Genomic DNA, 25,553 nt, shown 5'->3' with positions numbered 1-25,553 from the left:
TGTCCAAATATGAAAACTTGTATTCTATATCTAACAAAAATAACCCAGATGCTTTTCAGCATCTGGGTTATTTTTGTTAACTTGATGGCTATGGGGTTTTATGTCGGTTTTTTAATTGATGTATATATAGAAAAGACAGGGAATTGTGAAATCATGTAGAATAAAGGGTGTGAATGTGAATAAGGGAGGAATATAACAATGAAAGTATCTTATCATGGACATTCAGTTGTAAAGATTGAAGCGAATGGAAAGGTCATTTTAATTGATCCGTTTCTAACAGGGAATCCGAAAACGGATTTAAAAGCTGAAGATGTAAAAGTAGATGCAATTATTTTATCACATGGACATGGCGATCATGTCGGTGATACAGTAGCGCTTGCGAAGAAAAATAATGCGGTTGTTGTAGCACCATTTGAATTGGCAACATTTTTAGGGTGGCAAGGTGTGAATACACATCCGATGCATATTGGCGGATCACATGTATTTGATTTTGGAAAAGTGAAGTTTACACAGGCATTCCATGGTTCTAGTTATATTGATGAAGAAAACAAGACGATTACATATACGGGAATGCCAGCTGGAATTTTATTTACGGCAGAAGAGAAAACGATTTATCATGCAGGGGATACGGCTTTATTTTCTGATATGAAGTTAATTGGATCTCTTAACAACATTGATTTAGCATTTTTACCAATTGGTGATAACTTTACAATGGGACCAGAGGATGCGGTTTTAGCTGCAGAATGGATTGGTGCAAAAACAGTTGTGCCAATGCACTATAATACGTTCCCAGTCATCGAGCAAGACCCGCACCTTTTCGTTCAAAAACTAACAAATCAAACAGGGAAGGTATTAGAAGCGGGAGAAAGTATTACACTATAGAAAAGAAACCCTTCATTTGAAAAGACAAGTGAAGGGTTTTTTATGTGTGTAGTATAGGTTTGAAAGTATGTGTTTGTTTTGTTGATTCTGTAACTTCCGGTACTGTTTGTTCTGGTGCTTCATTTAATTCCATTGCAACTTTTTTTCCATCAATGAAAGCTAAAAATACAGCACCTACAACTTCTAACAATTTTTTCATTTTCATTCGCTCCTTTGTTTGATTTCTTGTCTTCATTGTATCTTGGAACTGGCGGACAAACTATCGAATGAGATGACAATCACATTACACTGTTGTAATAATTTTACTGATGGGATGTAATAGTTATTTTGTTATAAAAAAAATAGTACAGATATATAAAGAGAGAGTGTAACAGTTTCGGAAATATAGTATACTGAAAATACAACACATGAAGAATTTAGGGAAAAGAAAGTATGGTGAAACCATTTGGCTACCAAACATAACCAAATTTTAGAACATATTAATAGCCTGCCAGTAGGGCATAAAATTTCTGTACGTCAAATTGCAAAAGACTTGAGTGTAAGTGAAGGAACAGCTTATCGTGCGATTAAAGATGCAGAAAATAAAGGATATGTTAGTACGATTGAACGTGTGGGAACAATCCGAATTGAGCAAAAGAAGAAAGAAAATATAGAAAAACTTACATATGCAGAAGTGGTCAATATCGTGGATGGCCAAGTACTTGGGGGAAGAGAAGGGTTACATAAAACATTAAATAAATTCGTGATCGGTGCTATGAAATTAGAAGCGATGATGCGTTATACGGAAGCAGGGAACTTACTGATTATCGGGAACCGTACCAACGCACATCAACTGGCGTTAGAAACAGGGGCTGCAGTATTAATTACAGGTGGATTCGATACGGAAGATCATGTGAAAAAATTAGCAGATGAATTAAAGTTGCCGATTATTTCAAGTAGCTATGATACATTTACTGTGGCAACGTTAATTAACCGTGCGATTTATGATCAGCTTATTAAGAAAGATATTGTGCTTGTTGAAGATATTTTGACGCCAATTGAAGAAACATTATATTTAAAACCTACTGATACAGTACAACAATGGCATGCGTATAACGAAGAAACGATGCATGGGCGTTATCCAATTGTGGATGAAAACAAAAAAGTATTAGGTATTGTAACTTCAAAAGATATGATCGGTGTCGTTAAAGAAACGCCGATTGAAAAGGTGATGACAAAACATCCGATTACAGTAAACGGAAAGATGTCTGTAGCAGCTGCAGCGCGTATGATGGTGTGGGAAGGGATTGAAATGCTTCCTGTTGTCGATGAAGGAAGTAAACTTCAAGGAATCATAAGCCGTCAAGATGTGCTTCAAGCGTTGCAAATGATTCAGCGTCAACCACAGGTCGGAGAAACGATTGATGATATTGTTACAAATCAATTTGTAACGCCGAAAGAAGCCAAGAGCGAACACAGTTATCAATTTTCTGTGACACCACAAATGACGAGTTCATTTGGAACATTATCATATGGTGTATTTACAACTGTTGTCACAGAAGCAACAAATCGCGCAATCCGTGCACAGAAAAAAAGTGATTCGATTGTTGAGAACTTAACCATCTACTTTGTAAAGCCTGTTCAAATCGATAATGTTGTTTCTGTACATCCGCAGGTGTTAGAAATTGGGCGTAAATTTGGAAAGGTCGATGTGGAAGTGCGTCACGGAGGAGAAGTTGTTGGGAAAGCGCTATTAATGGTGCAATTAATTGATCGATAAGCATACAAAAAGAGCGGAATGAAGAATCCTTTTAAAAAGGAGATTCGTTCCGTTTTTTTATTGTAAGTGGACTAAATTGTTGAACAAGAGAAGGAATGAAAAGGAGATCAATCGAAAGAGAATACCATACTACATTATCTTAACTAGGGGGAAAATATGGATCTTTATAAGAGAAAACAGTTATATCAACATTATGATTTAGATAGTTCCGCGACCTTTTCTCTATTGCATGGAGGGGAGAATCAAACATATATAATAGATTCAAACAAAAATAAATTTGTTGTACGTCAGTATAGGAAAGAACGTTATACCTATCATCAAATATTAGCTGAAATCAATTGGTTAATGGCTTTACAAAAACGGATGTTAGTACCAGATGTAGTTTTAAATAAAAATGGTGAATGGATAACATGTGTTACTGAAGATGGGGAGTCTATTCATTACTTTGTTGTCTTCAGGTTTATAAACGGAAGTAGCATTTTAACACCAAATCATACGGATTATGAAAAGCTTGGGTCTTTGATGTTAGAGCTGCACGAAAAAGCAAGCTATGTACTTAAAGAAGCTCCGAAAGATTGGATCGGATATAGAAGGCCTATATACAATGAGCAAAAAATGATTCAAGAGCCCCTTGAGCAATTACTAAACACTTCATTCCTTTCTTATACTGATAAAAATAACTGCATGAAACTTGCAGAAAGAATACAAGAACTTACTAGCTCAATTGAATTAGGAGAAAAACAATTCGTTCACGGAGATATTCATTTTGGGAATATCCTTGGAGCTAAAGAAGGCTGGTATTTGCTTGATTTCGATGAATGTGGTTTTGGATATAAGGAATTTGATATTGGAGTTCCTAGATTGCACTTACTTGCTGCTGGACAGCTAACAGAGGAGTGGGGACATTTTATGTCAGGTTACCAAAAAAATATTTCTGAATCGGCTATCCGAGCGGGAACGTCTGCAAGAATTTTCTATATGGCTGGAAAAATTCCATTAAGATTGGATATTGAAAATATTAGAAAACAACCTGCGAATTTTATTCAGCGTTATATTCGATATATTGAAGAGGAACTATCTGGAGAAACGATTATATAACGGAAGTAGTTAGAATAGAAATGGATTTTTATAGACGGTTCAATGCTGCTTTAAATCCGTAGAGAATCCCTTTATTTGGTATTTTAGTCGTGATGTAATTAAATTGTAAGATAATGGGTATAAAAAAGAGGAGAGGTGGTATTCAATATGTCATCAAAATTACTCTTTTTTGCTGGTGTTGCATTGTTTTATTTTCTTGCAATGATTCCTATTCAATATTTGTACATTGAAGGGTTAAATGAACAAAAGAAACGGATAGGAATATCGCAGCAAGAACGTTATAAAAATATGTCCTTTGAAGAAGAACAATTACATTTTCATATACAAGGAAACCCTTTCAATATACCATCTGCACTTGTTGCATACATGATTTTGAAAATAAAGGGACGTACAAAAGCATCAGCATAAATGTCTGATGCTTTTTGCAGTGTTACATTGTTTTGTAGGCTTCTGCTTCTTCGACTGCAAGAGGTAAGAAATGCTTATACTGACGGAACCCATTAAAAATACTTGCGCCGCCAAATAAGAGAAATAACATACCAACGATAATACGTACAGTTGAGAGTTCTAGGAAAAATTGATTTACGCCAAACAATGCAACGAATAGGCCAAGTGCTATTGCTGATTTTCCTGAAAGCCATCCTTTCTCCATTGGACGGTTTGTACGGAAATATTTTGTTTTATAGAAGAGATATAACATAAATGAGACGATAATACAAAAGACTAATACTGGCATGATACAGTCCTCCATTACTTTGTATATAGTGTATCTCCACTCATTATGAGAGAGTAGCAGAGAAAAAGAAGTGATATTAACAGAACTTTCACACTATTATTATAAAGCAATTGTCCACATGTATAAAATGTTTTCAGTTATAATGGAGGATAAAGTGAGAAAATTGATTACAGAGGCAGGAATGAATAAAAAGGAGACTATACATATGCACGAACAAATTTTAGCAGCGATTAAAGAGTTTGATACGATCATTATTCACCGTCATGTGCGTCCAGATCCAGATGCACTTGGTTCACAATGCGGGCTTGGGACCATTCTTCAAGAATCGTTCCCAGAAAAAAAAATTTATATGGTTGGATACAGTGAGCCTTCCTTATCGTATTTACGAGTAATGGATGAAATTGAGGATAGCGTATATAAAGATGCGCTTGTTATTGTGTGCGATACAGCAAACCAAGAGCGCGTTTGTGATCAGCGTTATACAAAAGGGAAGATGCTTATTAAAATTGATCATCACCCAAATGAAGATCCGTACGGAGATATTACGTGGGTTGATACGACATCAAGTTCTACAAGCGAGCTCATTTATGAGTTTTATTCTTATGGAAAAGATAAAGGCTTAACAATTACGAAAGAAGCGGCTCGTCTTATTTTAGCAGGGATTGTGGGAGATACAGGGCGTTTCTTATTCCCAAACACATCAGCAAAAACGCTTCGCTATGTGAGTGAGCTTGTGGGAATGGGCATTGATTTTCCAGCGTTATATAATGAAATGTATAAAACGCAAGAAAAAATTGCTCGTTTAAATGGATACATTTTGCAAAACTTTACGATAACAGAAGAAGGGGCAGCGTATATTAAGCTGACAAAAGAAGTGCTGGAAGAATTTCATGTACTTCCTTCTGAGGCATCTGGTGTTGTGGGAGCACTTGGTAATATCGATGGATTAAAAGCTTGGGTTCTATTTTTAGAGGAAGACGATGTAATCCGTGTTCGCCTTCGTTCTAAAGGACCTGTTATTAATAAATTAGCGATGCAATATAACGGCGGAGGTCATCCGATGGCTTCTGGCGCGAAAGCCTCTTCTTGGGAAGAAGCCGATCGACTTTTTGCAGACTTGCGTGAGATTTGTAAGTAAATATATTTGTATCAAAAATAAGAAAAGTAGAGCCGAGAAGCTCTACTTTTTTTGCTGTATATCGATGCTAATTTCGAGTACGGTATCAAAAGAAATTGTGTCAACTTTAAAGCGATACGTTCGGTCATAATGCTTGTATGTTTTATTCTCAATTACTTTTTTTAGTAGCTCTTTATTTTTGGCAATGCTTTGTATGTTTTTTGTTAAGAGGTGCTGAAGGTCATTATGAATCGACGTTGTAATGTTTTCGAGAGTAAGATTGTCTAAATCATATTTATCCCGGTTTTCAATTTTAATTTTAATTTCTTGAATTGTTAAGAGCTGTTTATTTTCTTCATTTAATTTGTCGTGATCTTCAAGAAGAACGCGAAGCTTTTCTTCTTGTTTCTTAATGATTTGTTCTTGTTCCTCTATTGTACTAGCTTGTTCTTGTTGGAAAACACCGTATATGTACAAAAAAATAAACCAACTCAAAATCCCTCCAACAGCAGCTCCTGCTAAAAACAAATACCATCGTTTAGCTGTAGAAGCACTTGGTACTCTCATACATGATCCTGCGTAAGCCATTTAATAATAATAAGACCGGTTTGCATGCCGCCTGTTGCGAAAAAAATAAGTAGAATTTGTTTCACAATATCTTTCATATCTCCTTCAAAAAAACTTCTTTCAAAGCTATAAAAGGTATCGAAAGTTCCGCCGATTGCCGCAACAAGCGCCCAAATTCTTAAATTTTGTGCGAATTGATTAATATAGGTGAGGGCTGGTTTTCCGATAAGAAAAGCACCAATACCACCAATTAATGAGCCGCCAAGCATAACCCCAAAGGCAATAAAATAACTCATAATAAGAAGAGAGAAAAAAGTATGTTCTCTTACATCCATCGTCATTCCCCTTTCTTCTTCATATATATGGACAAAGTATAAGAAGTATGTTTTGATTTCCGCTTTCCTCATCACCTATAATGAAAGTAGTCAAATAGGTAAAGAGAGGGTACAACAGTGAAGTTTGTGCATTTACAATGTCAAACCGTTTATAGTTTGTTACAAAGTGCTTGTAAAATTGATGAACTTGTCATTCGTGCGAAAGAGCTTGGATTTTCATCTCTCGCAATTACAGATGAAAATGTGATGTACGGGGTAATTCCGTTTTATAAAGCATGTAAGAAAAATGGCATACAGCCTATTATTGGATTAACGGCCTCTGTTTTTAGTGAGGAAGAAGAGAAGGCCTATCCGCTCGTATTACTGGCTGAAAATGAAATAGGTTATCAAAACTTATTGAAAATTTCTAGCACCATTATGACTAAGTCAAAAGACGGAATCCCGAAAAAGTGGCTTGCTCATTATGCAAAAGGGTTGATTGCGATTACTCCGGGGAAAGACGGGGAAATTGAACAACTGTTATTACAAGGAAAAGACGAAGTTGCTGAAGAAGTAGCTCGGATGTACCAAAATATGTTTGGCAGCTTCTATATGAGCTTGCAGCATCATGCGATTCAGGATGAATTGTTTTTACAAGAAAAGGCACCGGAATTTTCCAGTAAGATGAATATCCCAGTCGTTGCAACAAATGATATTCGTTATGTGAATCAAAGTGATGCACTTGTACAGGAGTGCTTATTATCTGTTCAGAGCGGAACGAAAATGACAGATCCAGATAGGCCAAGGCTTAAAACAGATCAGTATTATTTAAAATCATCAGCTGAAATGGCAGCGTTATTTTCTCACGCAGAAGAAGCGATTCAGAATACAGTCCGTATCGCTGATGACTGCCACGTAGAAATCCCATTCCATGTCAATCAATTACCGCAGTTTCCTGTACCATCTAATGAGACGAGTGATGCTTATTTACGCCGTATTTGCGAAGAGGGATTGCGGAAACGATATGGTGTACCGAAAGAGGTGCATGTTAAACGTTTGAATCATGAACTTGAGGTTATTTCTCGCATGGGCTTTAGTGATTATTTCCTCATTGTATGGGACTTTATGAAATATGCACACGAACATGGCATTTTAACAGGTCCAGGCCGTGGTTCAGCAGCGGGTTCACTTGTTTCTTATGTACTGGAAATTACAGACATTGATCCAATTGCATACAATTTATTATTTGAGCGATTTTTAAATCCTGAACGCGTTACGCTTCCAGATATTGATATTGATTTTCCAGATATAAGACGTGATGAGATGATTCGTTATGTAAAAGATAAATATGGTCAGCTCCGGGTTGCGCAAATTGTTACGTTTGGAACGCTTGCTGCAAAAGCAGCGATTCGGGATATTGCCCGCGTAATGGGGCTGCCGCCGAGAGATATTGATCTATTTTCAAAACTTATTCCATCCAAGCTTGGGATTACACTAAAAGAAGCGTATGAGGAGTCGCAATCCCTTCGTGAATTTGTACAAGGGAATCTCTTACATGAGCGTGTTTTTGAAATTGCAAAGCGTGTAGAAGGCTTGCCGCGTCATACGTCTATTCATGCAGCTGGAGTCATCATGAGCCAAGAGCCGTTAACAGGAAGTGTTGCGATTCAGGAAGGGCATAACGACGTGTATGTTACGCAATATCCAGCAGATGTATTAGAAGAACTCGGTTTATTGAAAATGGATTTCTTAGGATTACGTAATTTAACGTTACTTGAGAACATTCTTAATTTTATTATGACGACAACTGGAAAACAAATTGATATAAGAAATGTATCCCTTCAAAATGAAAAGACATTTCAATTACTGGGGAGAGGGGATACAACAGGCGTATTCCAGCTCGAGTCTGGGGGCATGCGGAATGTCCTTCGCGGGTTAAGGCCAAATGAATTTGAAGATATAGTTGTTGTTAACTCTCTGTATCGTCCAGGACCGATGGAGCAAATTCCAACATTTATTGAATCAAAACATGGAAAGCGTCAAATTCAGTATTTACACCCTGATTTGAAACCGATTTTAGAGAGCACATATGGCGTAATTGTTTATCAAGAGCAAATTATGCAAATTGCCTCAAAATTGGCCGGATTTTCACTTGGAGAAGCTGACTTGCTTCGCCGCGCAGTAAGTAAAAAAAATCGGGATATTTTAGATCAGGAACGAAAACATTTTGTCCAAGGGTGTTTACAAAATGGATATAATGAAACATCTGCAGAGCAAATTTACGATTTGATTGTTAGATTTGCAAATTACGGTTTTAACCGAAGTCACGCAGTAGCATACAGTATGATCGGATATCAACTAGCTTATTTAAAGGCAAATTATCCGTTAGAGTTTATGACAGCACTATTATCAAGTGCAATTGGGAATGAAGATAAGATTGTGCAATATATACGCGAAACAAAGCGCAAAGGTTTTCGTGTTTTACCGCCGTCTCTTCATAGAAGCAGCTACAATTTCCGGATAGAAGGAAATGCAATTCGCTATAGTCTACTTTCAATTCGAAATATTGGGATGGCTACAGTGAACGCCTTGATTGAGGAAAGGGAGAGAGGCCCATTCCAAGATTTATTTGAGTTTTGTCTACGCATGCCGGCAAAATTTGTTACAGAGCGCAATTTAGAGGCGTTTGTTTGGGCGGGGTGCTTTGATGATTTCGAAGTTTCACGGACAACCTTGTTTAATAGTATTAAGGGTGCTTTGGAGTACGCAAACCTTGCGCGTGAATTAGGGGAAGAAAGTGTACCGAAATCAGTATATGTACAAGGAGAAGAACTATCTTTTATCGAACAATTGAATAAAGAAAAAGAAGCGCTCGGTTTTTATTTGTCGAGTTATCCAACCGCGCAGTATGCAACTCTTGTGAAAGAGCTGGAAATTCCGTCACTGGCACAAGCAATGAGACAGAAACGGAAAGTACAAAGGGCAATCGTATATATAACAAGTGTGAAAGTCATTCGGACGAAAAAATTGCAAAAAATGGCGTTTGTAACATTTTGCGATCAAAATGATGAAATGGAAGCGGTTGTATTTCCAGAGACGTATATCCATTTTTCGGAAAGGTTACAAGAAGGTGAAATTGTTTTAGTTGAAGGGACAATTGAGCAGCGAAACCATAAATTACAATGGATTGTGAATGGCCTTTATCCATTGGAGCAAATGGATGTATACGATGAAATGAAAGAAGCATCCATCTATGTTAAACTACCGTCACAGTATGACAAGAAGTTGTTAAATCAGGTTACAAAAGTATTGTTTAACTATTCAGGTTTTGCGAAAGTACTAATTTATTATGAAAAGGAACATAAGATGGTACAATTATCTCGTAGTTTGTCAATTCATCCAAGTGAAGAATGTTTAAGAGCACTTCGTGAAATTGTCGGTGACGAAAATATCGTAGTGAAAATATAATGGACAATTTCCCTATATTTCGATTATTATAGTAGTAGTGTTCGTGGTCAGACCACTTGGAGACGATGATATCAGCAAGAATAATTTGAGGAGAGTGGATAGTTTGTCAACACTTCGTGAAGAAGCACTTCACATGCATAAAGTGCACCAAGGAAAATTAGAAACTGTATCAAAGGTAAAAGTAGAAAATGCAAAAGATTTAAGTCTTGCGTATTCTCCAGGGGTTGCAGAACCTTGTAAAGAAATTTATGACGATAAAAGTAAGGTATATGAATATACAATGAAGGGAAACATGGTAGCAGTTGTGACGGACGGAACAGCTGTACTTGGTCTTGGTAACATCGGACCAGAAGCATCTCTTCCAGTAATGGAAGGTAAGGCGGTATTGTTTAAGAGCTTTGCCGGCGTAGATGCATTCCCAATTGCCTTAAATACAAACGATGTAGATAAAATTATTGAAACTGTAAAATTAATGGAGCCAACATTTGGCGGTGTAAACTTAGAAGATATCGCAGCACCAAACTGCTTTATCATTGAAGAACGTTTGAAAAAAGAAACAAATATTCCGGTATTCCATGATGATCAACATGGAACAGCTATTGTAACGGTAGCAGGTCTTGTAAACGCGCTTAAGCTAGTTGGAAAGAAAATGTCTAATATTAAAGTTGTAGCGAATGGTGCAGGTGCAGCGGGTATTGCAATCATTAAACTTTTATATCGCTATGGTGTACGCGACATAATTATGTGTGACCGAAAAGGCGCAATTTATGAAGGTCGCCCTGTTGGTATGAATCCGGTGAAAGACGAAGTTGCAAAATATACAAATAAGAACCGTGTAGAAGGTTCTTTAGCAGAGGTTATACAAGGTGCGGATGTATTCATTGGTGTATCTGCAGCAGGTGCATTAACTGAGGAAATGGTTCGTACAATGAATGACGATGCAATTATTTTTGCAATGGCAAATCCAGTTCCAGAAATTATGCCGGAACTGGCAAAAGCAGCAGGCGCAGCTGTTGTTGGTACTGGCCGCTCTGACTTCTCGAACCAAGTAAATAATGTACTAGCGTTCCCTGGTATTTTCCGTGGTGCACTTGATGTACATGCAACACAAATTAATGAAGAAATGAAGATGGCGGCTGTAGAGGCTATTGCAGAGCTTGTATCGGCTGATGAGTTAAATGCGGATTATATCATCCCAGCACCGTTTGACGCGCGTGTGGCGCCTCAGGTGGCAGCTTATGTAGCAAAAGCCGCGATGGAGACAGGAGTAGCTCGCCGTCAAGTAGATCCAAATGAAATCGCTGAGAAAACAAAACAATTAGCGTTGATTGGTAAAGAATAAGCGAGGAATTTCCATTGACACCATCAAATACAAAAGTGTATCTCGAAATTGTAAAGAAAATCCGTTCTATTATGGAAGAGGATGGCTTAGTAGCAGGGGATCGTTTGCCGTCTGAACGTGAGTTAAGTGCGCGTTTAAACGTCGGACGTTCTTCTGTACGTGAAGCATTGCGAGCTTTAGAACTTGTAGGGTTAATTGAGACAAGACGCGGTGAAGGGACGTTTATTCGAAACTTTTATGACAACGGACTTGTTCAATTAATCGCACCGTTTCTGCTTCAAGATGAGAAGACAATTCGTGATTTATTACAAACGAAACGATTGCTTGAAAAAGATATGCTTCGAATCGTATGTGATTTACCGCAAGAAACGTTCTCTAGCGTGTTAGGTAAATTAAATCAAGTGCTTGAAGATAACGAAAGTTCAATGCGAGTCCTTCATCAAACGTTTTTTAAAACACTTATTGAACAAGTAGATAATTATTTGTTATATCGCATTTGGATGATTGTAAATGATTATGTTGCAACTCTTTCTTGTGAAATCTCGTTAGATTCTATAGCGCTTTATAAAAAACTTCATGAAGCGCTATACGCGAAAAAAGAAAAAGAGTCGCTAAAAATTTATGATGAATTAGTAGAAAATATACAGTTTCATTCGTAGTATATAAAATTTGTCGAAATGACCATGACACGTTATGACAAACAATTTATCGCATAGCCGTTAAAGTTAAACGTAAAGAGAGAGGTTATTAGACAGATTGGAAGATAAGGCTAACATCAAACTTTGGTGTTAGCCCCGTTTTCTTCCTACGCTAACCTTAGCTCTCAACAAAGGGGGTCAAAATGTGCTAAGAGATTTATTCGTGAAAAAGAAAAAGTACGCTGCAATTCCTTCAGAACAAGTACGAAAAGATGTGCCGGACGGTGTTATGACAAAATGTCCGAAATGTAAAAAAATCATGTATACAAAAGAGCTTCTTAAAAATTTGAAAGTATGTGTGAACTGTGGGTATCATCACCCGATGAACGCATGGGAGCGCCTTGATAGTATATTGGACGAAGGTTCATTTCGTGAGTACGACAAAGAAATGGTTTCTTTAAATCCACTTCAGTTTCCAGACTATGAAGAGAAACTAGAGAGTGATCGCAAGAAGACAGAATTAAATGAAGCAGTTGTGACAGGTGAAGGAACAATTGATGAAATGCTTGTTGTTGTGGCAGTAATGGATTCTCGTTTTCGAATGGGCAGCATGGGCTCTGTTGTAGGTGAAAAGATTGCGCGTGCAGTTGAAAGAGCATATGACTTACAAGTGCCATTTATTATCTTTACTGCATCGGGTGGTGCTCGTATGCAAGAAGGTATATTAAGCTTAATGCAAATGGCAAAAACGAGCGTAGCTTTGAAGAAGCATAGCAATGCTGGCGGGTTATTTATTTCTGTTATGACTCATCCGACAACAGGTGGTGTTTCAGCAAGTTTTGCTTCACTTGGTGACTATAATCTTGCAGAGCCAGGTGCACTTATTGGCTTCGCTGGTAGACGTGTAATTGAACAAACAGTGCGTGAAAAACTGCCAGAAGACTTTCAAACGGCAGAGTTTTTATTAGATCATGGTCAATTGGATGCGGTTGTGCATCGTGATAATATGAAAGAGTCACTCCGTAAGATTTTAGAAGTTCATCAAGGAGGGGAAATGGCTGTATGGCAGAGCTAGAATTTGAAAAACCAGTTGTTGAGCTAAGAAATAAGATTCATGAACTGAAAGACTATACGAAACACAGCCAGATGGATTTCAGCGAGGAAATTCGTATTTTGGAAGCGAAGCTGGAAAATTTAGAGGAAGAAATATACGGCAATATGAAAGTGTGGGATCGCGTTCAAATTGCTCGTCATGCAGAGAGACCGACGACGCTCGATTATATTGAACACTTATTTACTGATTTTTTTGAATGTCACGGAGATCGTCTATTTGGCGATGATGCAGCGATCGTCGGCGGCATTGCGAAGTATGATGGAATGCCTGTAACTGTAATTGGGCACCAGCGCGGGAAAGATACGAAAGAAAATATTCGTCGTAATTTTGGAATGCCTCATCCAGAAGGATATCGTAAGGCACTGCGTTTAATGAAACAAGCGGAGAAATTTAATCGTCCAATCATCTGTTTCATTGATACGAAAGGTGCTTATCCTGGTAAAGCAGCTGAAGAACGTGGTCAAAGTGAAGCCATTGCTCGTAATTTATTTGAAATGGCAGGGCTTACTGTACCTGTTATTTGTATTGTTATTGGTGAAGGTGGCAGTGGCGGTGCGCTTGGTCTTGGAGTAGGAGATTACATTCATATGCTAGAAAATTCTACTTATTCTGTTATTACACCAGAGGGTGCAGCAGCAATCCTTTGGAAAGATGCAGGAAAGGCGAGGGAAGCTGCAGAAGCGATGAAAATTACGGCAGCGGATTTGAAAGAATTAGGTGTAATTGATGAAATTATTCCAGAAGCGCGCGGTGGTGCACATCGTAATATTTTAAAGCAATCAGAAAATATTGATTTGATGCTTAAAAAAACATTCCAACAATTAAACGGTATTTCGAAAGAGGAATTAATCGAAAAACGTTATGAAAAATATATGAAAATTGGGCAAGTTTCGTTTTCAAACGCTTCCATTTGGATAAAATAATAAAAGCGTGCGTTCCACTTCGCGAATGCACGTTTTTATTGTGAAAAGACACATCTTCTCCATTGTATTTTTATATTTCTTCATGTTATTTTATTATAAGATAAATAATCTTTATGAGGTGAGTACAAATGAAACGTATTGGTGTATTAACAAGTGGTGGAGATTCACCTGGTATGAATGCTGCCATTCGTGCAGTTGTTCGTAAAGCGATTTTCCATGATATTGAAGTATACGGTATCTACCATGGATACGCTGGATTAATTTCTGGTCACATTGAAAAATTAGAACTTGGTTCTGTTGGCGATATTATCCACCGCGGTGGTACAAAATTATATACAGCAAGATGTCCTGAGTTTAAAGACCCAGAAGTACGACTAAAAGGAATCGAGCAGTTAAATAAATTTGGTATCGAAGGACTTGTTGTTATTGGTGGCGATGGTTCTTACCAAGGCGCTAAGAAATTAACAGAGCAAGGATTCCCATGTGTGGGTGTACCAGGTACAATCGATAATGATATTCCTGGAACAGACTTCACAATTGGTTTCGATACAGCGTTAAACACTGTTATTGATGCAATTGATAAAATTCGTGATACAGCTACATCTCATGAACGTACATATGTTATCGAAGTAATGGGGCGCCACGCTGGAGATATCGCATTATGGGCTGGTTTAGCCGATGGTGCAGAAACAATCTTAATTCCAGAAGAAGAGTATGACATGGATGACGTTATCGCTCGTTTACAACGCGGTAGTGAGCGTGGTAAGAAACATAGTATTATTGTTGTGGCTGAAGGTGTTGGAAGTGCGATTGACATCGGTAAGCAAATCGAGGAAGCAACAAGCTTTGATACTCGCGTAACTGTATTAGGTCACGTACAACGTGGTGGATCACCAAGTGCACAAGACCGTGTATTAGCAAGCCGTCTTGGTGCAAGAGCGGTTGAACTGTTAATCGAAGGCAGAGGTGGACGCTGCGTTGGTATCCAAAACAACAAACTGGTTGATCATGACATTATTGAAGCGTTAGCTCAAAAACATACGATTGATAAAGATATGTATCAATTATCTAAAGAATTATCCATCTAATCGGCGTAATGTCGGATATTTGGGAACGGTTTCATAACTTTCGGAGGTGCAATATGCGTAAAACAAAAATTGTATGTACTATAGGTCCTGCAAGTGAAAGCATTGAAAAATTAGAGCAATTAATCGAAGCGGGTATGAACGTTGCGCGTTTAAACTTCTCTCATGGCAGCCATGAAGAGCACGGAGCGCGTATTAAAAGTATTCGTGAAGCTTCAAAGAGAACTGGTAAAACAGTTGCAATCTTACTTGATACAAAAGGTCCAGAAATCCGTACACATGACTTCGTAGACGGACAAGCCGAATTAGTAACAGGTGCAGAAGTAATTATTTCTACAGAGCAAGTATTAGGAACTGCAGAGAAGTTCTCTGTAACATATGCTGGCCTTTATGACGATGTAGAAACTGGTTCTCGTATTCTGATCGATGATGGTCTAATTGAGTTAGAAGTAATCGAGAAGGTAGACGGAAACATCCGCACAAAAGTATTAAACAGTGGAACTGTAAAAAATAAAAAAGGTGTAAACGTGCCAAACGTAAGCATTAAGCTTCCTGGTATCACTGAGAAAGACGTGCAAGATATCATCTTCGGTATCGAGCAAAAAGTTGATTTCATTGCAGCATCTTTCGTTCGTAAAGCAGCCGACGTATTAGAAATCCGTGAATTATTAGAAGCGCACAATGCACAATTCATTCAAATTGTACCAAAAATTGAAAACCAAGAAGGTATCGACAACATCGATTCAATCTTAGAAGTTTCTGACGGTTTAATGGTAGCTCGTGGTGACATGGGTGTAGAAATTCCGCCAGAAGAAGTACCGTTAGTACAAAAACGTCTAATCAAAAAATGTAACGTATTAGGCAAACCGGTTATTACAGCAACACAAATGTTAGATTCTATGCAACGTAACCCACGTCCAACTCGTGCGGAAGCAAGTGACGTAGCAAACGCAATCTTCGATGGTACAGATGCAATCATGCTTTCTGGTGAAACTGCAGCGGGTCTATACCCGTTAGAAGCAGTAACAATGATGGCAAACATCTCAACACGTGTTGAAAAATCATTACAATATGAAGATATGTTCAAAAAACGTATTAAAGAGTTCACACCAACAATTACAGACGCAATTAGTCAATCTGTTGCACATACAGCAATCGCTCTTGATGTGGCTGCAATCGTTGCGCCAACAGAAAGTGGCTACACTGCAAAAATGATCTCTAAATATCGTCCAAAATCTCCAATCGTAGCTGTAACATCTGATGAGCAAGTATGCCGTCGTCTTGCGCTTGTTTGGGGTGTACAAGCATATATGGCTGGTAAACGCGCAGCGTCTACAGATGAAATGATAGACACAGCAATTCAAACAGCTATGGATGCAGACTTGATTGGTCTTGGTGATACAGTTGTAATCACTGCTGGCGTTCCGGTTGCTGAAACTGGTACAACAAACTTAATGAAAATCCATGTTGTTGGTGAAGAAATCGCTAAAGGACAAGGGATTGGTCGTAAAGCAGCAAAAGGTAAAGTAGTTGTAGCGAAAACAGCTGCAGAAGCTGTAGCGAACGTAACAGAAGGTGATATCCTTGTTACAACAAGTACGGATAAAGATATGATTCCTGCAATTGAAAAAGCTGCAGCTCTAGTTGTAGAAGAAGGTGGCCTAACAAGCCATGCAGCCGTTGTAGGTGTATCAATTGGTATCCCGGTTATCGTTGGTATTGAAGGTATAACAAGAACTTTAATCACTGGCCAAGAAGTAACAGTTGATGCCGCGCGCGGAATTGTTTATAATGGACATGCGGAAGTGCTATAAGAAGTAATATGGAGAGAAGGGTGGGAATCCTTCTCTTTTTTTATAATTAAAATACAAAAACCATTCTAAGAAAAGTCGAACGACTATATATACATCAATTAAAAACCGACATAAAACCCCCTCTTTTTAGGTGGGAGAGAGCATCTGGCTATGCATAGAAGCGGTCAGAGCCTTTTTCTGCTACATGCGAAGTAAAAACAGAAAGAGCAAACGAGTGTAGGTTACTTTTTATTCCGCATAGCAGGGATTTAGATGTCGAAAAATTAAAATGGATTTATATAGTGATATGAAAAAGATTATCCGATGATTGATGTATTTAAACCTCTTGGATATCTTTGAATTGTGAATTGATAGGAGAGGGTTATAAGGCCTGTTGAAACGCTGTGAGAGGAAAGGTGTGAGGATATGAAATGGCTTTTGGTTCTTTTTATTTTAATCCCTGCAGTTGAAGTGACGGTGCTTATTGGTTCTAGTCATTTGATTGGTATGTGGCCGACGTTCGCTATGATTGTGTTTACAGCTGTCCTTGGTGCATATTTAGCAAAACAGCAAGGATTTAAGGTGCTTAGGGAAATTCAATCAAGGTTAAATAGAGGGGAAATGCCAGGTGATGCTGTAATAGATGGGATCTTTGTCTTTATAGGTGGCGTGCTTCTGTTAGTACCTGGATATGTAACGGATATAATAGGGTTTGTTTTTATCTTTCCAATAACGAGAAGGCTACTTAAGCCTATGATAATGAAATGGTTAGAGTGGAAATTGAGAAGAAATACAACTATTATCGTGCAAAAATAACACGTAGAGCAGCCCCTGCTCTACGTGTTATTTTTTTGTCGAAATATAAAATGTATTTTTATTCATTTGTAGAAAAAGGAAGAAAAGGTAATTATAAATATGTATAAATCGGAATAAAAATGTAACAGTATTCTCAATGAGGGTATTTTACGCAAAAAACAAGGGAATTATCCATAGAAAATGGATAATTCCCTTGTTTTATTTGGTTGCGAATAAAAGTTACCGAGACAAATTGAGTGGAATGCTTTATTCCGTATAAGTCCTAAAAATCATTTTAATGGCGATCCTTTAATAAACTTCCATAAATCATGAAAGACATGAGCTTTGTGCAATGTGTTTAATAGTACTAATGTAACGGGACCTATGATTAATCCTAAAAAACCATAGAGCTTAAATCCGACGAATAAGGCAATAAGTGTTGGTAATGGATCGAGTCCGATATTGGATGATAGTACTTTTGGTTCTATGAGTTGTCTTTGGACAATCACGACGATATATAAAATGAGAAGCCCGATTGCGAACGCTGTATTTCCTGTGAAAAATACATATATAATCCAAGGGACAAAGACGGTCCCTGTTCCTAAATAAGGAAGTAGATCTACAATACCCGTAATGAGCGCGATCGTAATTGCGTATGGTACGCGTAAAATTAATAGTCCAACTAATACAATGACAGTTGTCATGGATATGAGTGTGAGTTGTGCCTTTATAAATCCAAATAGCGCTTTTCTTAAATCAACAAAAATAGTCTTTCCATATCCGTGTACGCGATTTGGGAGAAATCGTCTTACTTTATGAGCTAGTTTATGCCAATCGAAACTAATAAAGAAAGTTGCTAATAAGACGAAAACAAGGACAGTTAAAGTTCTTGGAAGTGCGCTGATAAAATTGGTTAATCCACTAATAATAGCGGTTAATAGTTCTTTCATTTGTTTTGTAGCGTCTGTTCCTAGGTTTTGAATGTTTTGTGTAATTGTAAATTGCTGTGATTCCCCGAGATGATTAAATTTAGAAATTAAATCATCATAGAGAGGCATAATATTATTAAGTGCAAATTGTTGTGCATATTGGAAGATGGTTGGAAACTTGTCAGTAACAACTTGTAGCAAGTAGGTTGTGGCAGAAATCGCTTCTGTCACAAGGTATGTAACGAGTCCAACGATGGCACCGAACACGAGAATTAAACTGATGAGTACCGCTAATGCACGAGGGAATTGTAGTTTTTGATTGAGAAAATTGACGACTGGATTGATCAAATAAGCAAATGCTAAGGCGATGATAAAAGGGTATATAAGACCTAAAACATATAGAAGGGCATAAAATCCAATTACTGTTGCTACAATGACCGTAATAAGTCGTAATAAGATGTACAGTGAGTTTCGATTCAAAGGTGCTGACCTCCCATTCCAAATTGTAATATGTTATAGTGGAATGATGGATTTATCCTGCTATTTGCGGGCGTTATGACACACCTTAAGCGGTGAAACCATGTGCTCGTAAAAGCCTGATGGTGAGGGCTAACCAACAGCAAGGATGTTCTTTTTTCTGTGTGGAAAGAACCTCACTTTATCTCCTTTTTATTTTACCTGTTTCTTATCAGAAAAGAAAGGAGAGTAATCTGTTTTCACGGTCAGTGTAAATATTTCATTCTGGTTTGAGTTTTAAAATATAAAAGTTCTGTTTGTGATCTGTTATTATTTACTGACTAATTTATAGCAATGAACAAATACGTCGCTCTATCACCTGTATAACGATGTGTTTAACGGTAATTTTGTTTGGAAACAGGTTCATTATTTTCAGAAAGGAAGTGCAATCATGATTAGTCAATCAACTTTATTTTTATTCATACTACTTATTATTGGACTTATTGCTAAAAATCAATCACTTACAGTAGCTGTTAGTGTTTTATTTTTATTAAAGTGGACGTTTTTAGGAGATAAGCTTCTTCCATATTTACAAACGAAAGGAATTAATCTTGGGGTAACGGTTATTACAATTGCCGTTCTTGTTCCAATCGCTACAGGTGAAATCGGCTTTAAGCAGCTGGGGGAAGCAACTAAATCTTATTATGCATGGATTGCATTAGCTTCAGGGATAGCGGTTGCTCTTTTGGCAAAGGGTGGTGTGCAGTTATTAGCGAGCGATCCTCATATTACAACTGCTCTCGTATTTGGGACTATTATTGCAGTTGCATTATTTAATGGAGTCGCTGTAGGACCGTTAATCGGAGCTGGAATTGCCTATGCTGTGATGAACATTATACAGATGTTTAAATAAAAAATTTTATAGTAATATAAATTTTTTGAATTCTTTCCATTCACAAAAGTCAGATAATTGTATATAATAGAGCTAGAAAAACTTTTTACAAGGTTACATAGCAGCGAAGACTTACACCAGATAAAATAAAAACAACATAAAACAATTTTTTACTGATATTGTTTTATGTTGTTTTTATCATAAACTCTTCGAAACTAGTTTTCCTCACCATCTGTTGTTCTAGGCGTGAGGATTCGGAGAGAAACTCACGCTCATGCTTTACAAAAGGCAGTGGAACTACATGATGGGAGCATCACAACAAATTTGCATGATCGTGCATTTTGCTTGCCTAAAGAGTGAACGAGCGCTCATAATTCAGAAGGGGAGCAAGTGAATACAAGGTTGGGAGAATTTTCAGAAAAAGGAGAGAATGTCATGACTGTTATTCGAGGTTTAGAAGGGGTAGTAGCAACAACATCATCCGTGAGTTCAATTATTGATGATACATTAACGTATGTGGGGTATAATATTGATGATTTAGCGGAGAATGCTACATTTGAAGAAGTAGTATACTTATTATGGCACCGCAAGCTTCCTAACGAAGAGGAGTTAACGGAGTTCAAAGAAACTTTATCCCAATATTTTGAAGTTCCGAGTGAGATTTTAACATATTTAAAACAAGTAGATTTAAAGATTGCGCATCCAATGTCTGTTTTACGAACAGCGATTTCCATGTTATCATTATACGATGAGAGCGCTGAAGTAATGGATGAAAAGTCCAATTATTTGAAAGCGGTTAAATTACAGGCTCAAGTAGGAACTCTTGTTGCGGCATATGCAAGAATTCGCAAAGGTTTAGAAGTTGTTGAGCCACGAAAAGATTTATCATTAGCTGCAAACTTTTTATATATGTTAAATGATCGCGAACCAAATGAAGTAGAAATTGAAGCTTTTGATAAAGCGCTTGTGCTTCATGCAGATCATGAATTAAATGCTTCTACATTTACAGCGCGCGTTTGTGTTGCTACACTTTCAGATGTATATTCTGGTATTACAGCAGCAATCGGTGCGTTAAAAGGGCCTCTTCACGGCGGGGCAAATGAAAATGTAATGAAGATGTTAACAGAAATTGGTGATGAAGAGAATGTAGAGTCCTATATTCATAATGCGCTTCAAAATAAAGTGAAGATTATGGGATTCGGTCACCGCGTGTATGAGCATGGTGATCCACGTGCAAAACATTTACGTGAAATGTCTAAGAGATTATGCGAGCTTTTAGGGGAAGAAAAATGGTATAATATGTCTATCAAAATCGAAGACATCGTAACAAAAGAAAAACGTCTTCCACCAAATGTCGATTTCTATTCTGCTTCTGTATACCATTGTTTAGGAATTGACCATGATTTATTTACACCAATCTTTGCAGTTAGCCGTATGTCAGGATGGTTAGCTCATATTCTAGAACAATATGAAAATAACCGCTTAATCCGTCCGCGTGCTGACTATAATGGACCGACGCATCAAAAATACGTTCCATTAGCGCAACGATAAGTAAAAAACACTATCTTGATAGTGTAAATACGCTTTCAAAAGTCTGATTTTTTCGTGAAGATGTAATGGTTAGAATATTTTAATTTGACTAACGGTTTGAACTGAGGGGTTATTCCCTCAGTTTCACACATATGAAATTTCAAACATGGGGGTTATCACAGATGACAGGAGAAAAAATTACTGTAACGAATGGTGTTATGAATGTACCAAACAATCCGATTATTCCGTTCATTGAAGGAGATGGAATTGGACCAGATATTTGGGCGGCTGCATCTCGTGTATTAGAAGCGGCTGTTGAAAAAGCTTATGACGGTGAGAAGAAAATCGTTTGGAAAGAAGTGCTTGCAGGAGAAAAGGCATTCAACCAAACAGGCGAATGGTTACCAGAAGAGACATTGAATCTAATTCGCGAATATTTAATCGCAATTAAAGGCCCGCTTACAACTCCTGTTGGCGGTGGTATTCGTTCTCTAAACGTAGCGCTTCGTCAAGAATTAGATTTATATGTATGTTTACGTCCAGTTCGTTATTTTGAAGGTGTTCCTTCACCTGTAAAACGTCCGGAAGATACTGATATGGTTATTTTCCGTGAAAATACAGAAGACATTTATGCTGGTATTGAATATGCACAAGGATCTCCAGAAGCACAAAAAGTGCTTGAGTTCTTAAAAGAAACAATGGGTGTAAATAAAATTCGCTTCCCAGAAACATCAGGAATTGGTATTAAACCAATTTCAGAAGAAGGGACAAAGCGTCTTGTTCGTGCTGCAATTCAATATGCAATTAACGAAAAACGTTCTTCTGTTACAATCGTTCATAAAGGAAACATTATGAAATTTACAGAAGGTGCTTTCAAAAACTGGGGTTATGAAGTTGCGGAACAAGAATTTGGCGATAAAGTATTTACTTGGGCTGAATATGATCGCATTGTTGAAAAAGACGGTAAAGATGCAGCGAATAAAGCGATGGCAGAAGCTGAAGCGGCTGGCAAAATCATCGTAAAAGATTCTATTGCAGATATCTTCTTACAACAAATCTTAACACGTCCACGTGAGTTTGATGTTGTTGCGACAATGAACTTAAATGGCGATTATATTTCTGATGCACTTGCAGCACAAGTAGGTGGCATTGGTATTGCACCTGGTGCAAACATTAACTATGTTACTGGACATGCTATTTTCGAAGCTACACATGGTACAGCTCCGAAATATGCAGGTTTAGATAAAGTAAATCCATCTTCTGTTCTTCTTTCAGGGGTATTATTATTAGAACATTTAGGTTGGAATGAAGCTGCGAACTTAGTAACTGCTTCAGTGGAAAATACAATTGCTTCAAAAGTAGTAACATATGACTTCGCTCGTCTAATGGATGGTGCAACAGAAGTGAAATGTTCTGAATTTGCGGATGCGCTTATTAACAATATGGATGTAGCAGCAATCAAAAACGCATAATCAAATTGGGGGAGAAATTATGACAATCAAACGCAAAAAAGTATCAGTCATCGGTGCGGGATTTACAGGAGCAACAACAGCGTTCTTATTAGCTCAAAAAGAGCTTGCAGATGTTGTATTAGTGGACATTCCACAACTGGAAAATCCAACAAAAGGGAAAGCGTTAGATATGTTAGAAGCAAGCCCAGTACAAGGTTTTGATGCTAACATTATCGGCACATCTGATTACGCAGATACTGCTGATTCTGACGTTGTTGTTATTACAGCAGGTATTGCACGTAAACCGGGTATGAGCCGTGATGATTTAGTAGCGACAAACTCTAAAATTATGAAAAGTATTACACAAGATATTGCAAAACATTCACCAAACGCAATTATTGTTGTGTTAACAAATCCAGTTGACGCAATGACATACTCTGTATTTAAAGAAGCAGGATTCCCGAAAGAACGTGTTATCGGTCAATCAGGTGTATTAGATACAGCTCGTTTCCGTACATTTATCGCACAAGAATTAAACCTTTCTGTAAAAGATATTACAGGATTCGTTCTTGGTGGTCACGGTGATGACATGGTACCTCTTGTTCGTTATTCTTATGCAGGCGGTATTCCATTAGAAACATTAATTCCTAAAGATCGCTTAGAAGCAATCGTAGAACGTACACGTAAAGGTGGCGGTGAGATTGTAAGCTTACTAGGAAATGGTAGTGCATATTACGCACCAGCTGCTTCTCTAGTTGAGATGACTGAAGCGATCTTAAAAGATCAACGTCGTGTGTTACCAGCTATCGCATACCTTGAAGGTGAATATGGCTATAGTGATCTTTACCTAGGTGTACCAGTAATTCTAGGTGGTAACGGAATTGAAAAAATTATTGAATTAGAACTTCGCCAAGAAGAAAAAGAAGCGTTAGATCGTTCAGTAGAATCTGTACGTAACGTTATGAAGATTCTTGTTTAATACAAAAAGATATATTAAGAAAAAGATTCGGGGCTCCGAATCTTTTTCTACTATTTAATAGATTATTTTTTTGAAATAATATGAAAACGCTATCATAAATTGTATCCTATGATGGAAACGCAGATTGTAATATACCTTGCCCTCATTATAGCAGCGCTTCGGATAATATATCGCTTTTGGTAGGATAATAAAGTAAAATTCGGGGGGAATGTAGCATGTTAAAGAAAAAAGTTCAAATTGGTCGTCGAATGGATGAGATTGCAGTAGGAGAGAAATTATCTATCACTGAAAAAATTGAGGATAAAGATTTGTTATTGTATTTAGGATTAACAAATGATTCAAATCCATTATATATCCAGCATGATTACGCATCCCAAACCCCGTATGAACAACCAATTGTGCCGAGCATTATGTTAACGGGTATGATTACAACAGCGGTTACAAAATACTTGCCGGGTCCAGGGAGTCATGTTATTAGGAAGGATCTTACTTTTGTGAAGCCTGTTTACCATTATGAAACATTGCAAATTCAGCTTGAAGTTGTGGCAGTTTCAAAAGAGGAGCATACGATTGATATGCGTGTATTTGCTTATGATGAAAAAGAGGAAGTAGTTGTAAAAGGTGTATTAACGGTAGCGCCTCCTTATAAATCAGCTTCTATTTTAGAAAAAGCGTTAGATAATTTTTAATGACTCACTACGAAGTTTGAACGGTAAATGATATGAAAAAAGTGCTAACCATATGCCTATTAGGCAACATGGTAGCACTTTTTTGAATATTATCGAGCCAAAGTGTTACTTAATTGAAAAATCCTTCTGCGAACCCTTCTGAGAAATTAGAGAAGCTTGTTTTTAGTGTATCCCAGTTTGAGAATCCGAAAGTAAAACGAATCACAAAAAATGGGTATCTATATAAATCCGTTTTAATGTTTCGACATCTAAACCCCTGCTATGCAGAATGAAAAGTAACCTACACTCGTTTGCTCTTTCTGTTTTTACCTCGCATGTGGAAGAGAGCATCTGACCGCTCCTATGCATGGTCAGATGCTCTCTTCCACCTAAAAATAGGGTGTATGTCGTTTTTTTTAATTGATGTATATATATTTTTACCCGCGGGGCCAAAGAATAATGAACACACCAACTAGGCAGACGGCAGCTCCAGCCCAGTCAAATACATCTGGTGTTTTCTTATCGACCATCCATCCCCATAATAAACTCATCACAATAAATACACCGCCGTAAGCTGCGTATACGCGTCCGAAGCTAGCAAATACTTGGAATGTGGCGATCACACCATATAAACATAAAATAATGCCACCGACTAGACCAAATCCGATAGAGCTACCTTCTCTTAGCCATTTCCAGATGAGATATCCACCGCCAATTTCAGCTAGCCCTGCAAGAATGAAAATAAGTCCTGCTTTCAACATAAATATATCCCTTCACTTTCTATCATTATTTTCTATTAGATATGTAATTCTCTTTTAGCACGCTATTTACGGACAGTAACACTCCCGCCTCAAAAGAAGTTAGGTCGGAGATGAACGGTTCGTAAAAGCCCGATTGGTAAGGGTTAATAATTAGTGGGGGATGGAGAAAAACCACATTGATTAAAGCTTCACTTTACAACTATAGCACAATCACGATTCGTGAACGGACAATTCTGTTGAGAGGGGCATTGTTTTC

The 25,553-nt window shown here is 37.6% G+C and carries 24 protein-coding genes; 18 read left to right on the top strand and 6 right to left on the bottom strand.

Annotated features, from left to right (window positions below):
- The first annotated feature begins 198 nt into the window (after positions 1 to 198).
- Positions 199 to 882, top strand: coding sequence for a metal-dependent hydrolase (locus tag ACIQ7L_RS18400; RefSeq protein WP_400570891.1), 684 nt, complete (start codon positions 199 to 201; stop codon positions 880 to 882).
- Positions 883 to 922: 40 nt separating this feature from the next.
- Here the strand turns inward: ACIQ7L_RS18400 and ACIQ7L_RS18395 are convergent, their stop codons facing one another.
- On the bottom strand, positions 923 to 1,081 hold the full coding sequence (locus ACIQ7L_RS18395; RefSeq protein ID WP_400570890.1) for a hypothetical protein: 159 nt from the start codon (positions 1,079 to 1,081) through the stop codon (positions 923 to 925).
- A gap of 246 nt (positions 1,082 to 1,327) precedes the next feature.
- Here ACIQ7L_RS18395 and ACIQ7L_RS18390 point away from each other — a divergent pair, with 246 nt between their 5' ends.
- The 3 genes from ACIQ7L_RS18390 to ACIQ7L_RS18380 all read left to right on the top strand — a co-directional run bounded on the left by ACIQ7L_RS18390 (position 1,328) and on the right by ACIQ7L_RS18380 (position 4,147).
- Positions 1,328 to 2,641 (top strand): DRTGG domain-containing protein, encoded by a 1,314-nt coding sequence (locus tag ACIQ7L_RS18390; protein ID WP_400570889.1) that lies wholly within the window; start codon positions 1,328 to 1,330, stop codon positions 2,639 to 2,641.
- Between the two features lie 156 nt (positions 2,642 to 2,797).
- Positions 2,798 to 3,739, top strand: a complete 942-nt coding sequence (locus tag ACIQ7L_RS18385; protein WP_400570888.1) for a phosphotransferase enzyme family protein — start codon at positions 2,798 to 2,800, stop codon at positions 3,737 to 3,739.
- A gap of 147 nt (positions 3,740 to 3,886) precedes the next feature.
- Positions 3,887 to 4,147: a DUF3949 domain-containing protein gene (locus ACIQ7L_RS18380; protein WP_400570887.1), complete on the top strand. Its 261-nt coding sequence runs from the start codon at positions 3,887 to 3,889 to the stop codon at positions 4,145 to 4,147.
- A gap of 22 nt (positions 4,148 to 4,169) precedes the next feature.
- On the opposite strand, the gene ACIQ7L_RS18375 is transcribed toward ACIQ7L_RS18380, so the two are convergent.
- Positions 4,170 to 4,475, bottom strand: a complete 306-nt coding sequence (locus ACIQ7L_RS18375; RefSeq protein WP_400570886.1) for a YtpI family protein — start codon at positions 4,473 to 4,475, stop codon at positions 4,170 to 4,172.
- Positions 4,476 to 4,680: 205 nt separating this feature from the next.
- Between ACIQ7L_RS18375 and ACIQ7L_RS18370 the strand changes: the two genes are divergently transcribed.
- On the top strand, positions 4,681 to 5,613 hold the full coding sequence (locus ACIQ7L_RS18370) for a DHH family phosphoesterase (RefSeq protein ID WP_400570885.1): 933 nt from the start codon (positions 4,681 to 4,683) through the stop codon (positions 5,611 to 5,613).
- A 42-nt stretch (positions 5,614 to 5,655) separates the two neighbouring features.
- On the opposite strand, the gene ytrI is transcribed toward ACIQ7L_RS18370, so the two are convergent.
- On the bottom strand, positions 5,656 to 6,159 hold the full coding sequence (gene ytrI / locus ACIQ7L_RS18365) for a sporulation membrane protein YtrI (RefSeq protein WP_400570884.1): 504 nt from the start codon (positions 6,157 to 6,159) through the stop codon (positions 5,656 to 5,658).
- Entirely contained in the window at positions 6,156 to 6,569 is a 414-nt protein-coding gene (gene ytrH / locus ACIQ7L_RS18360) for a sporulation membrane protein YtrH (RefSeq protein ID WP_141523362.1), read from the bottom strand. The genes ytrI and ytrH overlap by 4 nt, the downstream gene beginning before the upstream one ends.
- 42 nt (positions 6,570 to 6,611) lie before the next feature.
- Here ytrH and dnaE point away from each other — a divergent pair, with 42 nt between their 5' ends.
- The 8 genes from dnaE to ACIQ7L_RS18320 all read left to right on the top strand — a co-directional run bounded on the left by dnaE (position 6,612) and on the right by ACIQ7L_RS18320 (position 17,652).
- A complete protein-coding gene (gene dnaE / locus ACIQ7L_RS18355; protein WP_400570883.1) occupies positions 6,612 to 9,941 on the top strand; it encodes a DNA polymerase III subunit alpha in 3,330 nt (1,109 codons plus the stop codon).
- A 133-nt stretch (positions 9,942 to 10,074) separates the two neighbouring features.
- Positions 10,075 to 11,283, top strand: a complete 1,209-nt coding sequence (ystJ, locus tag ACIQ7L_RS18350) for an NADP-dependent malic enzyme (RefSeq protein ID WP_400570894.1) — start codon at positions 10,075 to 10,077, stop codon at positions 11,281 to 11,283.
- A gap of 14 nt (positions 11,284 to 11,297) precedes the next feature.
- The gene (locus ACIQ7L_RS18345; protein ID WP_400570882.1) at positions 11,298 to 11,942 is read left to right on the top strand and encodes a FadR/GntR family transcriptional regulator; all 645 of its coding nucleotides are present in this window, start codon (positions 11,298 to 11,300) and stop codon (positions 11,940 to 11,942) included.
- Between the two features lie 184 nt (positions 11,943 to 12,126).
- Positions 12,127 to 12,996: an acetyl-CoA carboxylase, carboxyltransferase subunit beta gene (gene accD / locus ACIQ7L_RS18340; RefSeq protein WP_400570881.1), complete on the top strand. Its 870-nt coding sequence runs from the start codon at positions 12,127 to 12,129 to the stop codon at positions 12,994 to 12,996.
- Positions 12,984 to 13,958, top strand: coding sequence for an acetyl-CoA carboxylase carboxyl transferase subunit alpha (gene accA, locus ACIQ7L_RS18335; protein WP_097898398.1), 975 nt, complete (start codon positions 12,984 to 12,986; stop codon positions 13,956 to 13,958). The genes accD and accA overlap by 13 nt, the downstream gene beginning before the upstream one ends.
- 128 nt (positions 13,959 to 14,086) lie before the next feature.
- Positions 14,087 to 15,046, top strand: coding sequence for a 6-phosphofructokinase (pfkA, locus tag ACIQ7L_RS18330; RefSeq protein WP_400570880.1), 960 nt, complete (start codon positions 14,087 to 14,089; stop codon positions 15,044 to 15,046).
- Positions 15,047 to 15,099: 53 nt separating this feature from the next.
- On the top strand, positions 15,100 to 16,857 hold the full coding sequence (gene pyk / locus ACIQ7L_RS18325; protein WP_400570879.1) for a pyruvate kinase: 1,758 nt from the start codon (positions 15,100 to 15,102) through the stop codon (positions 16,855 to 16,857).
- 405 nt (positions 16,858 to 17,262) lie between these two features.
- The gene (locus tag ACIQ7L_RS18320; protein ID WP_097898395.1) at positions 17,263 to 17,652 is read left to right on the top strand and encodes an FxsA family protein; all 390 of its coding nucleotides are present in this window, start codon (positions 17,263 to 17,265) and stop codon (positions 17,650 to 17,652) included.
- Between the two features lie 269 nt (positions 17,653 to 17,921).
- Here the strand turns inward: ACIQ7L_RS18320 and ytvI are convergent, their stop codons facing one another.
- Positions 17,922 to 19,040 carry a sporulation integral membrane protein YtvI gene (gene ytvI / locus ACIQ7L_RS18315; RefSeq protein WP_400570878.1) on the bottom strand — a complete coding sequence of 373 codons (1,119 nt, stop codon included), beginning with the start codon at positions 19,038 to 19,040 and terminating at the stop codon, positions 17,922 to 17,924.
- Between the two features lie 427 nt (positions 19,041 to 19,467).
- Here ytvI and ACIQ7L_RS18310 point away from each other — a divergent pair, with 427 nt between their 5' ends.
- The 5 genes from ACIQ7L_RS18310 (at position 19,468) to ACIQ7L_RS18290 (ending at position 24,557) form a co-directional block, all read left to right on the top strand.
- Entirely contained in the window at positions 19,468 to 19,929 is a 462-nt protein-coding gene (locus ACIQ7L_RS18310) for a DUF441 domain-containing protein (RefSeq protein WP_400570876.1), read from the top strand.
- Between the two features lie 381 nt (positions 19,930 to 20,310).
- Complete coding sequence (citZ, locus tag ACIQ7L_RS18305; RefSeq protein ID WP_335361233.1) at positions 20,311 to 21,459, top strand: citrate synthase; 1,149 nt, start codon at positions 20,311 to 20,313, stop codon at positions 21,457 to 21,459.
- Between the two features lie 161 nt (positions 21,460 to 21,620).
- A complete protein-coding gene (gene icd, locus ACIQ7L_RS18300; RefSeq protein WP_400570875.1) occupies positions 21,621 to 22,910 on the top strand; it encodes an NADP-dependent isocitrate dehydrogenase in 1,290 nt (429 codons plus the stop codon).
- A 19-nt stretch (positions 22,911 to 22,929) separates the two neighbouring features.
- Entirely contained in the window at positions 22,930 to 23,868 is a 939-nt protein-coding gene (gene mdh, locus ACIQ7L_RS18295; RefSeq protein WP_097898391.1) for a malate dehydrogenase, read from the top strand.
- A 215-nt stretch (positions 23,869 to 24,083) separates the two neighbouring features.
- Positions 24,084 to 24,557: a MaoC/PaaZ C-terminal domain-containing protein gene (locus ACIQ7L_RS18290; RefSeq protein WP_400570874.1), complete on the top strand. Its 474-nt coding sequence runs from the start codon at positions 24,084 to 24,086 to the stop codon at positions 24,555 to 24,557.
- A 416-nt stretch (positions 24,558 to 24,973) separates the two neighbouring features.
- Here the strand turns inward: ACIQ7L_RS18290 and ACIQ7L_RS18285 are convergent, their stop codons facing one another.
- Positions 24,974 to 25,297, bottom strand: coding sequence for a YnfA family protein (locus ACIQ7L_RS18285; RefSeq protein WP_400570873.1), 324 nt, complete (start codon positions 25,295 to 25,297; stop codon positions 24,974 to 24,976).
- Between the last annotated feature and the right edge of the window lie 256 nt (positions 25,298 to 25,553).

This window comes from Bacillus sp. NPDC094106 (assembly GCF_044764345.1).
GTDB lineage: Bacteria > Bacillota > Bacilli > Bacillales > Bacillaceae_G > Bacillus_A.
Note: the sequence above shows the minus strand (reverse complement) of the source record. Positions and strands in the feature narration are given on the sequence as shown.

Bases quoted from the DNA above. Each gene is read 5' to 3' on its own strand.
- pfkA (WP_400570880.1), top strand. From the start codon at position 14,087: ATGAAACGTATTGGTGTATTAACAAGTGGTGGAGATTCACCTGGTATG.
- ACIQ7L_RS18310 (WP_400570876.1), top strand. From the start codon at position 19,468: ATGATTAGTCAATCAACTTTATTTTTATTCATACTACTTATTATTGGA.
- ACIQ7L_RS18320 (WP_097898395.1), top strand. From the start codon at position 17,263: ATGAAATGGCTTTTGGTTCTTTTTATTTTAATCCCTGCAGTTGAAGTG.
- pyk (WP_400570879.1), top strand. From the start codon at position 15,100: ATGCGTAAAACAAAAATTGTATGTACTATAGGTCCTGCAAGTGAAAGC.
- ystJ (WP_400570894.1), top strand. From the start codon at position 10,075: ATGCATAAAGTGCACCAAGGAAAATTAGAAACTGTATCAAAGGTAAAA.
- ACIQ7L_RS18380 (WP_400570887.1), top strand. From the start codon at position 3,887: ATGTCATCAAAATTACTCTTTTTTGCTGGTGTTGCATTGTTTTATTTT.
- ytrI (WP_400570884.1), bottom strand. From the start codon at position 6,159: ATGAGAGTACCAAGTGCTTCTACAGCTAAACGATGGTATTTGTTTTTA.
- ACIQ7L_RS18400 (WP_400570891.1), top strand. From the start codon at position 199: ATGAAAGTATCTTATCATGGACATTCAGTTGTAAAGATTGAAGCGAAT.
- ACIQ7L_RS18395 (WP_400570890.1), bottom strand. From the start codon at position 1,081: ATGAAAAAATTGTTAGAAGTTGTAGGTGCTGTATTTTTAGCTTTCATT.
- mdh (WP_097898391.1), top strand. From the start codon at position 22,930: ATGACAATCAAACGCAAAAAAGTATCAGTCATCGGTGCGGGATTTACA.
- icd (WP_400570875.1), top strand. From the start codon at position 21,621: ATGACAGGAGAAAAAATTACTGTAACGAATGGTGTTATGAATGTACCA.
- ACIQ7L_RS18285 (WP_400570873.1), bottom strand. From the start codon at position 25,297: ATGTTGAAAGCAGGACTTATTTTCATTCTTGCAGGGCTAGCTGAAATT.
- accA (WP_097898398.1), top strand. From the start codon at position 12,984: ATGGCAGAGCTAGAATTTGAAAAACCAGTTGTTGAGCTAAGAAATAAG.
- ACIQ7L_RS18290 (WP_400570874.1), top strand. From the start codon at position 24,084: ATGTTAAAGAAAAAAGTTCAAATTGGTCGTCGAATGGATGAGATTGCA.
- ACIQ7L_RS18375 (WP_400570886.1), bottom strand. From the start codon at position 4,475: ATGCCAGTATTAGTCTTTTGTATTATCGTCTCATTTATGTTATATCTC.
- ACIQ7L_RS18385 (WP_400570888.1), top strand. From the start codon at position 2,798: ATGGATCTTTATAAGAGAAAACAGTTATATCAACATTATGATTTAGAT.
- ACIQ7L_RS18370 (WP_400570885.1), top strand. From the start codon at position 4,681: ATGCACGAACAAATTTTAGCAGCGATTAAAGAGTTTGATACGATCATT.